Here is a 13,060-nt window from a genome sequence, read left to right on the forward strand (position 1 = left end):
GTTTTAAGAAGGGTGTGAGATGCAAATTAATTTTGGAGCAGATGATGATATTTCTTTTACGAAAGAAGGGCGTGCTGGTATTATAAAGCTCACACGTCCTTCAGCATTAAACGCTCTTAATCAACGAATGGTTTCAGCTTTAAAAAAAGCTCTCAGAACATGGGAAATAGATGATAATGTTTTTTGTGTCTTAATTGAAGGGGAGGGGCGTGCTTTTTGTGCTGGTGGAGATGTTGTAGAAATCTATCATATGGGGAAAAGTGCTGCTTCTTGTCAATACTTTAGGAATGAATATAGTTTAAATGCTTATATCAAACATTTTTCAAAGCCCTACATTTCTTTCTTAAACGGTATTTGGATGGGAGGAGGGGTAGGTATTTCTCTCTATGGCTCGCATCGAATTGTTACAGAAAATACAGTTTTTGCTATGCCAGAAGGTGCGATTGGATTTTTTCCAGATGTAGGTGCAAGTTTTTTCTTACCATCTCTTCCCAATCATTTTGGTATCTATCTTGCATTAACGGGCGCATGTATAAAGTGGGGAGATTGCTTAAATTTAGGATTAGCAACACACGCCGTTGCTGAAACTGAATTCGATATGATTAGAAAAGCTGTTATTGAGCAAGGAGATCCTACTTTAGCTTTAAACGAGCGAGCAATTACAAAAGACTATGAAACAAGTCATGAAATACGTTATATTATTAACACTTGTTTTAGTGCCCATACCTTAGAAGAATGTCTTGAGTTGCTACATAAAAAAAGCAATGAAGATGTTTTATTTGCTAAAGAATGTTATGATATTTTGCAGTCACGTTCTCCGACAAGTTTAAAAGTTATCTGGAAACAAATGAAACAAAATTCATCTCAAACGTTGGAAGATTGTATGAAAATTGAAAACCGCATAGCGTATCATATGCTTCATTCACATGATTTTTATGAAGGTATACGTGCTATGTTAATCGATAAGGATAAAAGACCTCAATGGCAACCAGATAAACTTTCAAATGTGACAGATGAAATGGTAGATTCTTACTTCCAACCTGTTGAACAAGAGTTATTATTGTGAAAAATAATTCTCACAAACAGATTTCAAAAATCAATTTAATCTATAACTGTTACTTACGGTTTTTGGCACTTATTTGCTTAGTTCTAGGTATTTGTTATTGGATACGCCTTGTTGGTGTTTTTCCAGGTATTCTATGGCGTTTTGATCTTATGCCTTGGCAGTGGCAATTTACATCAGCTATATTGGCTATTCTCTATCCTATTGCCTTAGTTGGACTTTGGATGTATTCACTATGGGGTATCATTGTGTGGTGTATTGCAGCGTTGATTGAAGCAATAACAATATATTATTCCGATTTTATTTATCAGCCATTTGTACCATTATTTCATGGAATATTGTTTTTAGCTTTTATAGTACTACAAATTGTGATTATTTTTTTTAAAAGAGTAAAAAATAAAAAAACATTGTGATTAAAATTTTCGAGCCAGAATAACAGGCTCGATTTTCGATCTTAGTTAACTTAAGTAGCTCATTTTAAAGCTTCGTTCCTCAAAACGCTGATGCTAGCTATACTTCCCCATAAAGTTCCATAATATATATTATGCGATAATATGATAAAGAAAACCCTACTTTAAAACATCATCATAATATTTATATCATTACAATTTACTTTTAAAATAAAATTTGGTCTTTAAGGTATATTCCTCAAAGACCAAAAATAGTGATAATGAAATTACGTATAATAAAATAAGAAAAATTACTGTACTATTTTACAACGTTTCATACGTGCAAGATCACTTAAAACAGCATTACGATTATTTAAAGCCGAAATTTCATTACTTTCACTGGATTTAGTATCCATAAAAAACAAAGCAGGTACAAATAAAACACTTGCCGCTGCTAAAGCCACGTTTTTATTTCTTGCTTTAGAACGCTCTGCAATTGTATCATTAATCTGACGTTTATTAGCAAAAAACTCCCGTTGAATATCGGCACAACTCATTGATCCGTCATGTAATGTTGTCGTTGCAATATTTTTTTCTAAACGCCCCCCACATGCTGTCAAGGAAACCGCTAAAACCACAATACATACACCCCGCTTAAAATTCTTATACATAAAAGCCTCATTTTTGACATAAAAACACTAAATATGTCAAAAATGAAATAAAATAAAGGATAAATTTAAGTGTTTTATTTAACTTAAAATATTGCGCATAATAAGCTTACGCATCTGTTTCAAAAGTAAGACCTTGATATGCAGGTTTTACATAGGATGGAACGTAATTTATTACCTTATTGTAATCCAGCGATCTGTCCATATGTGTGAGTATTGCTTGTTTTGGCTTTAAATATTCTATCCACTGTAATGCTTGATCAACAGAAAAATGACTCGGATGGGATTTAAATTGAAGAGCTTCAATGATGAGAACATCTAAATCCATTAATTTGGATAAAGTTTTTTCAGGAAATTTACTAACATCCGTACAATAGGCAACATTCCCAATTCGAAAACCTAAGGAATGAATGTTTCCGTGGTGTTGTAAATGTGTATTGACACTTATTTCTCCGCCCTGCCCCTGAATAATAAATTGGCTATCTTCATTGATAAGATGTTCTTTTAAAATGGGAGAATAAGATGAATCTTTTAGAGTTTGAAAACAATATCCAAAAGCACTTTTGAGATGCTCTAGTGTAAATCTGTCGGCATAGATATCTATTAAACATTTTTGTGCAAGTGCATAGCTGCGTAAATCATCAATACCGTGGATATGGTCTGCATGAGAATGCGTGTAAAGAGCAGCATCAAGATGGCTTACACGCGCATCGATCATTTGTGAGCGAAAATCTGGACCTGTATCAATAACGATCGTTGTTTTGTCTCCAGAAGGTTTAATACGTTCAACTAATAAAGAACTTCTGTAGCGTTTATTTTTAGGGTTATTCGGATCACATGTTCCCCAATCACCATTAGGTCTTGGCACTCCTGGAGAAGGACCACAACCTAATATTGTAAATCGGTATTGATCACACATATCTTTTGCCTTATTTCATTTTGCTAAATAAACGAAAAGCATTACGCGTTGTTATTTGAGCTATTTCTTCAATGCTTAAGCCAATTGTTTCAGCCAAAACAGCTGCTGTATAACATACAAAAGATGGTTCATTTGTTTTGCCCCGATGGGGATTAGGTGCTAAGAATGGAGCATCTGTTTCCACTAACAAATGCTCATGGGGCACAATTTTTGCTATTTCACGGATTTCAAGTGCGTTTTTAAAAGTAAGAATACCCGAAAAAGAAATATAACCACCAAGTTCAATTCCAGCACGAGCAAGTTGCATTCCAGACGAATAACAATGAAGGATAAAGGGAAAAGCTCCTTCTTTTATCTGTTCACGTAATATTTTCTCCATATCGATATCGGCATTGCGTGAATGTATAACAAGAGGAATCTGTGTTTCTCGAGAAGCAATGATATGTTCTTGAAAAACTTTCTTTTGCTCTTCTGGTGTAGAGTAATCATAATGATAATCAAGGCCCCCTTCTCCAAACGCAACAATTTTAGGGTGATTCGAGAGCTGTATAAGCTCTTCCGCTGTAATATTTTGTTCTTCATGCGCGTGATTGGGGTGTGTTCCAACGGAACAAAAGACTTGATCATAGCTTTGCGCAATGGCTAACAGTTTATCTAACTTATGAACATGGGTTGAAATTGTTATCATACGTTTAACGTCAGCATCTAAAGCCCGTTGGATAACATTATCCAAATCTTGTGAAAAGTCTTCAAAATCAAGATGACAATGTGTATCAATCAACATGATGAGTGTCTTCTTTCTTCAAGATATAACGAGGAAAAATTGGTTCTGGTGGTGGAAGATCAAGCCCTTCTTGAATTTTTGAATGACTTATATGATACAATAACCGATCATCTTCAGCAACCGCAAGGCTATCAAGAAGTTTCGCAGCTGATTGGGGGATGAAAGGCAAAAGCATAATTCCTATTCTCCGCAAGATTTCTACAGTTATATAAAGAACTGTAGAAAATCGCTCTCGATCATTTTTACGTAAACTCCAAGGTTGTTCGTTGGCAAAATAACGATTGGCATCTGCTACAATTGAAAAAATAGCTGAAAGTGCTAAATGCATACTATAAGAACACATAGCTTGGTGTACAGTTTCAAGTACTTGAAGAGATTGTTCTAAAAGCTGTTTATCTTGAGCTAAAAATGAAGCTGGTTTCGGGACTTGTGCATTACAATTTTTGGCAATCATAGACAAACAGCGCTGTGCTAAATTACCAAGATCGTTAGCAAGATCAGCATTAATACGGTTCACAAGGCTTTCATGACTATAACTACCATCTTGTCCGAATGGCACTTCACGGAGAAGGAAATAACGGACCTGATCAAGACCATAGTGATCAACCATTTCAAAAGGATCAACGACATTTCCAATAGATTTTGACATTTTTGCACCACGATTAAGTAAAAAACCATGTGCAAAAATACTTTTAGGCAATTCAATTCCAGCAGACATTAAAAATGCCGGCCAATAGACTGCATGAAAACGAATAATATCCTTACCAATAATATGCGTATTTGCAGGCCAAAAATCACGTTTTTTTGAATTTTCATTGAAAAAACCTATTGCTGATAGATAATTTGTAAGCGCATCAACCCAGACATACATCACGTGCTTTGGATTCTCAGGAACAGCAATTCCCCAGTTAAAACTTGCGCGTGAAATAGAGATATCTTTTAAACCTGATTTGATAAAACTTATAATTTCATTACGCCGCTCAAATGGAGCAATAAAATCAGGATGTTTTTCATAATATTCAAGAAGAGCTTTTTCATAATGAGAAAGTCTAAAAAAATAACTTTCTTCTTCATTCCATTCAACTGGAGAGCCTAATTCCTTCTCACGACGGATGTTGTCTGCTCCAATTTCCGTATCTTTTTCTTCATAATAGGCTTCTTGGCGAATCGAATACCACCCCGTATAACGACCGATATAAATATCGCCATTTGCTTCCATCTTTTTCCAAATTTCTTGACAAGCTTGATAATGGCGTTCTTCTGTCGTACGGATAAAATCATCGTTAGAACAATTTAATACTGCAAGCATTTTTTGAAACACCGCACTATTACGATCTGCAAGTTGCTGAGGTGATATGCCTAATGCTGCTGCGGTTTGTTGCATCTTGAGACCATGCTCATCTGTACCAGAAAGAAAAAATACATTTTTTCCGTTTAACCGTTGAAAGCGGGCTAAAACATCGCTTGCAATGGCACTATAAGCATGTCCAATATGTGGAGCATCATTAGGATAAAAAATGGGAGTTGTTATGTAATATGTGTCACGCATGTCATACTCGTTGTAAAACGCTATAAATAGAAGATATTATGACATAACGTTTGTTCATCGCATTGTCACGGAAAAACTAATTCACATGAATGATCTTATGAACTTTAAAAAGTAAGTTAATAACAAACTGCTTTTTATCGAGATTAAACAGTTGTATTTCCTCTATTTCTTGATGAATCTCCTGCCATTTTTCCGCATATTTTTTTGAGAGAAATAAGTCTCCCTTTTCAACGTGCATGATAGCTTTTTTTTGAATTTTATTAAGAATTTCATCACAAAATTGTTGAAATTGAAATGTAGAGGAAGCAGATGAAAATGTTTGTGCAAGAGTATGTACAATTGTTGCGTTACAAACAGGTTTCTCTAGGAAAACATCAATTGTTTTAATAATTTCAAGACCGCCATGGCAAATAAGTAAAGCGGCTTTTCGAGGGCTTCCTTTAGATTTTTTAATAATCATTTCAATTGTTTTTTCATCAGGTAAATCCTGATGGGCGAAAATATGTGTAATAACTTTTTTCATTTCATCGTTATTCAACGGACGAAAAGAAATTTTTTGACACCGTGAATGGATTGTTGGAAGCAATTTTCCTGAAGAATGTGCGATAATAACAAATAACGTTTTTGTAGGTGGTTCTTCAAGTATTTTGAGAATTGCATTCGCTGCATTTCTATTCATATCATCTGCAGAATCAATAATAACAATACGCCATCCATTATCTTGTGATGTTCGGCTTAAAAAATGCATAATATCACGGATATCATCAACGAGTATTCCTGTTTTAAACTTTTGCGTTTTCACATCAAATCGACGTGAAATATACAAAAGACCAGGGTGACTTCCTTGTGTAATTTGGCGCCATGGGGTAGAATAAGGATCGGGTTTCAAGAAAGCACTCTGTTGAAAACTTAAAATGTTCCAAGCAAGATGAAAGGCTAATGTAGCCTTTCCAATCCCATATTCTCCTTCAAATAATAATGCATGATGCAAACGCTCTTCTTTAAGCATTTGTGTCAAAAAATGACGCACATCCTCATGACCAAAGATAACATTGTTCTGGGATGGTGATAAAATTGTATCAATATCATCATATTGGCGTAAGGTATTTAAATTACTCATGAAAGCTGATCCAACAATACCTGATGACAAATATTTTTTATTTGATGAGCAATAGCTTCTACTGAGCCAGTGGCATCAATGACTCGAAATCTGTGGGGTTCTTGTTTGGCCAATTGAAGAAAAGCCTGACGCCTTTGTTCTTGAATTTCCAACTGATCTTTTTCAAAATAATCAATTTCTTCTGTTTTTTTTCTTCGCAAATTTGCACGCTTCATACCACACATTGCTGGCATATCTAATAAAAATGTTAAATGAGGCAAAATACCATTGAGCGCAATACACTCTAAAACAGAAAGAAAAGAAGAACTGACTCTATTATTGAGTCCTTGATAAACGCGTGTAGAATCAATAAAGCGGTCACATAAAACGATTTTACCTTTTTGCAAAGAAGGTGCGATAACCTCAGTAACATGGTCGACACGTGCAGCTGTAAACAAAACAGCTTCAATCAACGGTCCATACTGTCGCGCCTGCCCCGACAACAAAATATGCCGGATTGCTTCTGCTCCTGGCGTTCCTCCTGGTTCTCGTGTTGTGACAACATCATAACCTTGGTGAGAGAGAGACTCAGCAAGTAAAGAAATCTGCACCGTTTTCCCTACCCCGTCCCCTCCTTCGAATGTAATAAAATAACCTGACACGTATGATCTTAACCTTATTAGCGCGTAACTATAAATATTTCCGTAACCATCCAATTGTTATTTCATAGAATGCATTTTTTACTTTTGCAAAGAAACTTCCTTCCCAAACATTCATTCCGGCAAAAACTGGTTTTTCCAGAAGAACCTTTTTATCTTCTAAAATTTGAATAACGCCAACTGATTGCCCAGAAACGATGGGAGCTTTCAATGGACCATGATATTTAATTTTTGCTTTAACATTTACTTTTTTTTCATTCGAAAGCATAAAACTTATTGGTGTTTTAACAATGAGTGGAACAAAATTTTTCTTACCACCATAAACAGCAGCACGACCAACTATTTCTTCTTTTGTGAAAATCGTTTTGAGATCAAAAGCCGTCATTCCCCATTGAAGAATGCGTTCTATTTCTTTTGTATATTTTTTACCATCTTGCAAACCATTGATTGCTAAAAAAAGACGTCGATGATTTTTAGAAATAGTGGCAACCATTGAAAAACCTTCTTTTTCACTGTAACCAAAACCAAATCCTTCTACACCAATTTCCTTAGAAATAAGAGGGTTTTTGTTACGTTGAAAAATATTATTCCATGTAAAATGAGACTCACAATAAAGTGCATAATAATCCGGATATTCCTGAACAATATGACGTGCTAATATAATCATATCACGCACAGTTACAAATTGTCCCTCTTCGGGTAGCCCTGTTGCATTAACAAAATGACTCTGAGATAATCCAATCATTTTTGCGCGCTGATTCATCAGTTTTACAAAATGATCTTCATGTCCTGATATTCCTTCAGCAAGAATAATAGCAGCATCATTTCCATTGACAATAATTAAACCACGCAACAGATCAGAAACACTGATTTCTGTTTTTATCTTTGCAAACATAGTGGTTGTACCAGAAGGTGCTCCACCCTTGCGCCAAGCATTTTCACTGACCTTAAATTTCTGCGTACTTTTTAATAATCCTTTTTTTAATTGATGAAATACAACTTCTGCTGTCATCAATTTTACTAATGAAGCAGGAAAAAAAGGAATAGCACTTTGTTTTTCATAGAGTACTGTCTCTGTATCATCATCGAGTAATAACAATTGGGATGTGGGAGTTTGAAAATCTTGTGCTCTCCCCCACTTATCAAATGCCAATACTCCCCATAATATCAATAAGATCCTTAATGCTGTATACATAGCTGCTCCTCCCATCCCAAAGATCAACATAAAGAATCTTATATAGGAAAAAATTTTTTGATTTCTGAAAATTGAGGAATTATTTACAACTCATAAAAAGATTTTATTTTCATTTAGCTTTAGAATATATAATATGACACGTTTTTTATCTTCCATGTAGGTTCAGTTTAACATTTTAAATGTATGAGAGACAAAAGATTTTTTCCTATTTTTATTGATAGTATTTTGATTTGTTATGATAAATTATCATTTTAAAATTGAAGCTAACTCAAAATACTGTAAGATTCTCTCATCCCCTCTTCTCATATTGAATTCATTAAAAATCGCTTACTTATGGGTCATAAGTAGGGTTCGTATATGGATAAAAATTATTAAAAAAGAGAGTAAAAATACTTCTTATCAACCTCTCAAGTGTTAAGAATTATCGCACAAAACATTGGGGACTTGCAAAGTGTATGATGGTGTCGATTTATATCTTCATAAGTGTAAAGATGCTGATGTCTAAAGGCGTTAACAGTTATACCATTCACAGGCGCTGTCGTAAAATAGGCTTGTAGCGTGTTAAAGTATGTCTCTTTTAAATAAGTCCATGAATTGGCAATGTAAGTGTATTTTGTTTGAGACGCTCTGTTTTTCGTGAGGGAACTTACTCCATTAAAGAACATGATAAACAAAAGCATGAGATAATACATAATCTTTTCATAAGATATTACCGTAGATACTTTAGAAAGATGCAAGGCCGAATCAAAAGAAAATATTTTTTTACTTGTTAAACTTTTTATTCCTCTCAAATCGATTGTACAGTTGTTTTAGAGATTACAAAAACAGACTTATACAATAATCTACCTTCGTCCAGCAAAAGCTATTACAGCAAGAAAAGTACACGCTTTATTAAGCAAGCAATATCATAAAACAACGAATAGACCAGCAATGGAGTGGAAAGTCCGTACTGAATTTATAATAATAGCACCCAACCACGCTTTTTGAAAAGGACAACGCGCTTTAAGATAAAAATCCTACACTAAATCCGTAATTTCTTACCTTTTTTACTAGAAAATTATATAGATAAAAAATCAATGCATTTTTTCTTAAAACAGTTGTAGCCAATTAACCTTTGTTTTTTTGTTTAGCTTATTTATAGAAGCAACTTGATCGAATGGTATCGGCTTATCAACCATGATAGGACCAATTTCTGGCAATTTAACTGCAACAGTTTTATTACGTTGTTCTTGTTCAACAGCAGCTGCTTTAGCTAATTCTTTTTTGTTCCCTGTATTGCGCTGCTCTTTTAACAAAACAGTTTCTCTTTTTTTCGCAACATTTTCCGACGCTAATGAATATGGGGCAGCATTTCCAGGAGTATAAGAGGACATTAAATATGCACCATCATAATATCCAACAGGTGCTTCAGCAACATATTCTACTTTAACATCTGCGACCCCCCTATCTACATACCCCAGTATTGTCGCAGCTTGCCTTGATAAATCAATGATTCTGTCTTTCATAAAAGGTCCGCGATCATTCACTCTAACAACGATTGAAGATCCATTTTTCAAATTAGTAACACGAGCATAGCTAGGTAAAGGCATTGTAGGATGAGCAGCAGTCAAAAGATTCATGTCATAAATTTCACCATTGGCAGTTAAACGTCCATGAAAATCTGAACCATACCAAGATGCTTCGCCAACACGTTTATAAGTTGGATCACTTTGAGGATAATACCACTTTCCTTTTATTTGATAAGGTTTACCAACAATCGCTCGTCCACGCTTTTTTTCTTCCGATTGATTCTTCTTATTGGAGACTTGTTGAGGTAGTACAGAAGTGTTTACGTTAATTGGTTTATTGTGATAAGAATCTTTTATTGAAAAATTCATAGTTTGGCTTGCGCAACAAGATACAAGTGACTGAGAAATGACAATCATAGAAAACAATTGAAGTGTTGGTTTAGTCATAAAAGTAATTTTCTTTTTTCTATTTGAAGGCATCTATTCAGTCCACTTATTTCTGTTAAGTACTACTGTAAAAACCACGTCACGCTTTTTGTACGCAACGGAAGAATTTACGTTTTTAAATGATTCCCCTCGCGTATATACCACTCTTGAATTGTCCCCTTTTATCAAAAAATTAACGTATTGTTAACTTTTTTATGGTTTTCATACGAAATAAATGTAGTCTAGTAGATGTTAAAAAGATTAAAAGTTAAACAAATCAACATCTTATAGAAAATTCATTTCATAATATAAATGTGAATAAGTGGTGATTTTAGCAACTGTTTTGCGAATCATGTAATGCAGTGGGTATTAAAAAAACCACCTAATGGATTGAGAAAATTAGAAACCACATATGCTGCCAACGCAGGTACAACCCTATCCGTAAGCTTAAAGCTCTTTTTTGTTGGAAAGGAGACAGTATAGCATCGCTCTATTCCAAAACAGCTGATAGAAAATGACAGACTATAGAATCAATAAAAACTTCAAAAAGAATCAAAACAAGAAAGATTCTTAAATTTTTTATAGCCTATTGATATTACTTAAATTTGGTGAGCGCGCAGGGATTCGAACCCTGGACCTACTGATTAAAAGTCAGTTGCTCTACCAGCTGAGCTACGCGCTCTCACACAAGCTATCTAGTTTGCATACTATCTAGTTTGCAGAAAGTGAAGGGAACATACGGTTGACTTTCCATTTGGTCAACACCTTTTGGAAAAAATATTATTATTTTCTTCAGTTATCAATAATTTTCCGTTTTCGCCCCTTTACTTCATCATTGTATAAGTACTCTTTAATCTTCTTTTTGAAGTTTCAATAAAGGAAAAATTTCACTGCAAAATATTGCATAGATTCGAAGCGTTAAAATTATGAGAAATACCCCCTTCCCCTCACATGGGTTGTTGAGCATAATGGGTAGAGAAGAAAAAATACCTTTTATTATAATATTATTTTTATATCTTTATATTTTAGTGTTCAATTTTCAAATATGAATACAGCTTTATAAGATAATATATTGATTTATAATAATTTATCATTTTTCACTTGAGTGAAAAGTCTCAAATATTGTAAGTTTTTCTCATTTCAAATCTTTTTTATATTGAAACAATAAAAAGCATTTTCTTGACCGATATAAGTGAGAGAATAAAACTATAAAAAAGAAATGAAAATACCTTTTATGCCTCCTTTTAATAACCAAAAATTATTGCAACATTAGGGGTCATGAAAATAGTATATAGCGGTTGACACGTTAGACTTGAAAATGGAACAATGAGCAACAATGGCTTTGAGAGTATGATTTTTGTTCATGTATAATGAATAATAACAAAAGCCAATTTATCCTATAGAATAAAGTAGATATGAAGCAAAATTTAGTCTCATTGAAAATATCCCGAATGACTATAAATTATGCTCACTATTAGAGCTGTAGATAATTTTACTAAGAATAAAAAAGCAGAAATAATATGCAGTATGCAAAATGATTTTAAGTGTTCTGAATATATAGAATGCCTTCTAGTTAACTTTTTTATATTAAAATTTACAAAATACGTAGATATATTTTTAGAAGAAAAGGATAATACTAGTCACAAAATTTAGTATAGGATAATTCAGTCAGAACTATAAAGTATATTTATACATTATTTAATATTAATGTATATATACAGTATATAAATAATAATTTAAATATATCTATAAATAAAAATATTTATTTATTAAATTATAAGATCAAAAACAAAGAAAATAATTTTGATTTGGCGATAAAAATTGTAAAAGTGCTATATATAAATGTATTTTTACTTTACTAATTTTTATTATTTTGATTGGAATATTGAATGTTAACATGTAAACAATATGAGCTACTCTTGTTTATTCATAACCATATAAAAGAAACTGGTGTTCCTCCTTCTTTTGAAGAAATGAAAAATGCATTAGAACTTTCTTCAAAGTCTGGTATTCATAAGCTCATTATAGCCTTAGAACAACGAGGTTTTATACGTCGCTTGCCCAATCGTGCTCGTGCTGTGGAGGTGATTCGACTCCCTGAAAAAATAACATTTAACCTTTCTTTAGCACGTAAAATTTCTCCCAGTATGATAGAAAGAAAGAAAAGAGAAATATCAAAAAGCTTGAGTCCCTTTGATGAAGAAGAAAAAAAAAATATCACCATTCCTATTATGGGACGTATTTCTGCAAGCGTACCCGCCTCTGCTATACTGCAACAAATAAACAGCCTTTCTCTTCCACTCGATATGGTTAATACAGGTGAGCACTACGCATTAGAAGTTAAAGATGATTCTATGATGGAGGCTGGTATCCTTGATAAAGATACGATCATTGTGAAACGTCAAAATACAGCAATAACAGGTGAAATTATTGTTGCGTTTATTGATAAAAAAGAAGCCACATTAAAACGTTATAGACGCAAAGGAGCTTCTATTGCATTAGAAGCCGCAAATCCTCATTATGAAGTACGGACATACGAATCCGAGCGTGTAGAAATACAAGGCAAACTTACCGGTCTTATTCGAAAATATTAAAAAATAAACCTTATAGTACGCGATAGATATCGCAGTAAGAAACTGTTGAGTATTTTTTTATTGTGCCACACGCAATTGACTTCTTCTCCACAGCCAAAGGATGCCCCCAATTAGGTTTATAAACAATCCAGATCCTTATCGAGCGGGTTTCACTTTCCCCTCCCCCTCCATGTCCTTCTCTTACGCAAGGCTTGACAAGTAAGTTTT

General features: G+C 33.8%; 11 protein-coding genes, 1 tRNA gene and 1 pseudogene. 4 read left to right on the forward strand and 9 right to left on the reverse strand.

The window, feature by feature from the left end; all coding sequences use genetic code 11:
* Window positions 1–19: 19 nt before the first annotated feature.
* Both ACFIME_RS09530 and ACFIME_RS09535 read left to right on the forward strand, forming a co-directional pair.
* Window positions 20–1,066, forward strand: a complete 1,047-nt coding sequence (locus ACFIME_RS09530) for an enoyl-CoA hydratase/isomerase family protein (RefSeq protein ID WP_375684857.1) — start codon at window positions 20–22, stop codon at window positions 1,064–1,066.
* The gene (locus ACFIME_RS09535; RefSeq protein ID WP_375634091.1) at window positions 1,063–1,476 is read left to right on the forward strand and encodes a DUF6163 family protein; all 414 of its coding nucleotides are present in this window, start codon (window positions 1,063–1,065) and stop codon (window positions 1,474–1,476) included. The genes ACFIME_RS09530 and ACFIME_RS09535 overlap by 4 nt, the downstream gene beginning before the upstream one ends.
* A 287-nt stretch (window positions 1,477–1,763) precedes the next feature.
* On the opposite strand, the gene ACFIME_RS09540 is transcribed toward ACFIME_RS09535, so the two are convergent.
* The 8 genes from ACFIME_RS09540 to ACFIME_RS09575 form a co-directional block, all read right to left on the reverse strand.
* Window positions 1,764–2,123 carry a hypothetical protein gene (locus ACFIME_RS09540; RefSeq protein ID WP_375684858.1) on the reverse strand — a complete coding sequence of 120 codons (360 nt, stop codon included), beginning with the start codon at window positions 2,121–2,123 and terminating at the stop codon, window positions 1,764–1,766.
* Window positions 2,124–2,229: 106 nt separating this feature from the next.
* On the reverse strand, window positions 2,230–3,039 hold the full coding sequence (locus ACFIME_RS09545; protein ID WP_375636739.1) for an MBL fold metallo-hydrolase: 810 nt from the start codon (window positions 3,037–3,039) through the stop codon (window positions 2,230–2,232).
* 10 nt (window positions 3,040–3,049) lie between these two features.
* Window positions 3,050–3,823: a TatD family hydrolase gene (locus tag ACFIME_RS09550; protein ID WP_375636741.1), complete on the reverse strand. Its 774-nt coding sequence runs from the start codon at window positions 3,821–3,823 to the stop codon at window positions 3,050–3,052.
* Window positions 3,813–5,372 carry a methionine--tRNA ligase gene (metG, locus tag ACFIME_RS09555; RefSeq protein WP_375684859.1) on the reverse strand — a complete coding sequence of 520 codons (1,560 nt, stop codon included), beginning with the start codon at window positions 5,370–5,372 and terminating at the stop codon, window positions 3,813–3,815. The genes ACFIME_RS09550 and metG overlap by 11 nt, the downstream gene beginning before the upstream one ends.
* Window positions 5,373–5,448: 76 nt before the next feature.
* Window positions 5,449–6,492 (reverse strand): DNA polymerase III subunit delta', encoded by a 1,044-nt coding sequence (locus ACFIME_RS09560; RefSeq protein WP_375684860.1) that lies wholly within the window; start codon window positions 6,490–6,492, stop codon window positions 5,449–5,451.
* Entirely contained in the window at window positions 6,489–7,133 is a 645-nt protein-coding gene (gene tmk / locus ACFIME_RS09565; protein WP_375634099.1) for a dTMP kinase, read from the reverse strand. Before tmk ends, ACFIME_RS09560 begins: the two co-directional genes overlap by 4 nt.
* 28 nt (window positions 7,134–7,161) lie before the next feature.
* Complete coding sequence (locus ACFIME_RS09570) at window positions 7,162–8,325, reverse strand: D-alanyl-D-alanine carboxypeptidase family protein (RefSeq protein WP_375662538.1); 1,164 nt, start codon at window positions 8,323–8,325, stop codon at window positions 7,162–7,164.
* Between the two features lie 1,088 nt (window positions 8,326–9,413).
* A complete protein-coding gene (locus ACFIME_RS09575) occupies window positions 9,414–10,313 on the reverse strand; it encodes a septal ring lytic transglycosylase RlpA family protein (protein ID WP_375662539.1) in 900 nt (299 codons plus the stop codon).
* Between the two features lie 284 nt (window positions 10,314–10,597).
* Between ACFIME_RS09575 and ACFIME_RS09580 the strand changes: the two are divergent.
* Window positions 10,598–10,777, forward strand: a pseudogene (locus ACFIME_RS09580) (integrase); the annotation flags it as partial.
* Window positions 10,778–10,865: 88 nt separating this feature from the next.
* On the opposite strand, the gene ACFIME_RS09585 reads toward ACFIME_RS09580, so the two are convergent.
* A tRNA-Lys gene (locus tag ACFIME_RS09585) sits at window positions 10,866–10,941 on the reverse strand.
* Between the two features lie 1,207 nt (window positions 10,942–12,148).
* Between ACFIME_RS09585 and lexA the strand changes: the two genes are divergently transcribed.
* Window positions 12,149–12,853, forward strand: coding sequence for a transcriptional repressor LexA (lexA, locus tag ACFIME_RS09590; protein WP_375634102.1), 705 nt, complete (start codon window positions 12,149–12,151; stop codon window positions 12,851–12,853).
* Window positions 12,854–13,060 lie beyond the last annotated feature (207 nt).

The organism is Bartonella sp. AP1QHHD (assembly GCF_042196265.1).
Taxonomy (GTDB): Bacteria; Pseudomonadota; Alphaproteobacteria; order Rhizobiales; family Rhizobiaceae; genus Bartonella.

Bases quoted from the DNA above. Each gene is read 5' to 3' on its own strand.
- ACFIME_RS09530 (WP_375684857.1), top strand. From the start codon at position 20: ATGCAAATTAATTTTGGAGCAGATGATGATATTTCTTTTACGAAAGAA.
- ACFIME_RS09550 (WP_375636741.1), bottom strand. From the start codon at position 3,823: ATGTTGATTGATACACATTGTCATCTTGATTTTGAAGACTTTTCACAA.
- ACFIME_RS09560 (WP_375684860.1), bottom strand. From the start codon at position 6,492: ATGAGTAATTTAAATACCTTACGCCAATATGATGATATTGATACAATT.
- ACFIME_RS09570 (WP_375662538.1), bottom strand. From the start codon at position 8,325: ATGTATACAGCATTAAGGATCTTATTGATATTATGGGGAGTATTGGCA.
- ACFIME_RS09575 (WP_375662539.1), bottom strand. From the start codon at position 10,313: ATGCCTTCAAATAGAAAAAAGAAAATTACTTTTATGACTAAACCAACA.
- lexA (WP_375634102.1), top strand. From the start codon at position 12,149: ATGTTAACATGTAAACAATATGAGCTACTCTTGTTTATTCATAACCAT.
- metG (WP_375684859.1), bottom strand. From the start codon at position 5,372: ATGCGTGACACATATTACATAACAACTCCCATTTTTTATCCTAATGAT.
- ACFIME_RS09540 (WP_375684858.1), bottom strand. From the start codon at position 2,123: ATGTATAAGAATTTTAAGCGGGGTGTATGTATTGTGGTTTTAGCGGTT.
- ACFIME_RS09545 (WP_375636739.1), bottom strand. From the start codon at position 3,039: ATGTGTGATCAATACCGATTTACAATATTAGGTTGTGGTCCTTCTCCA.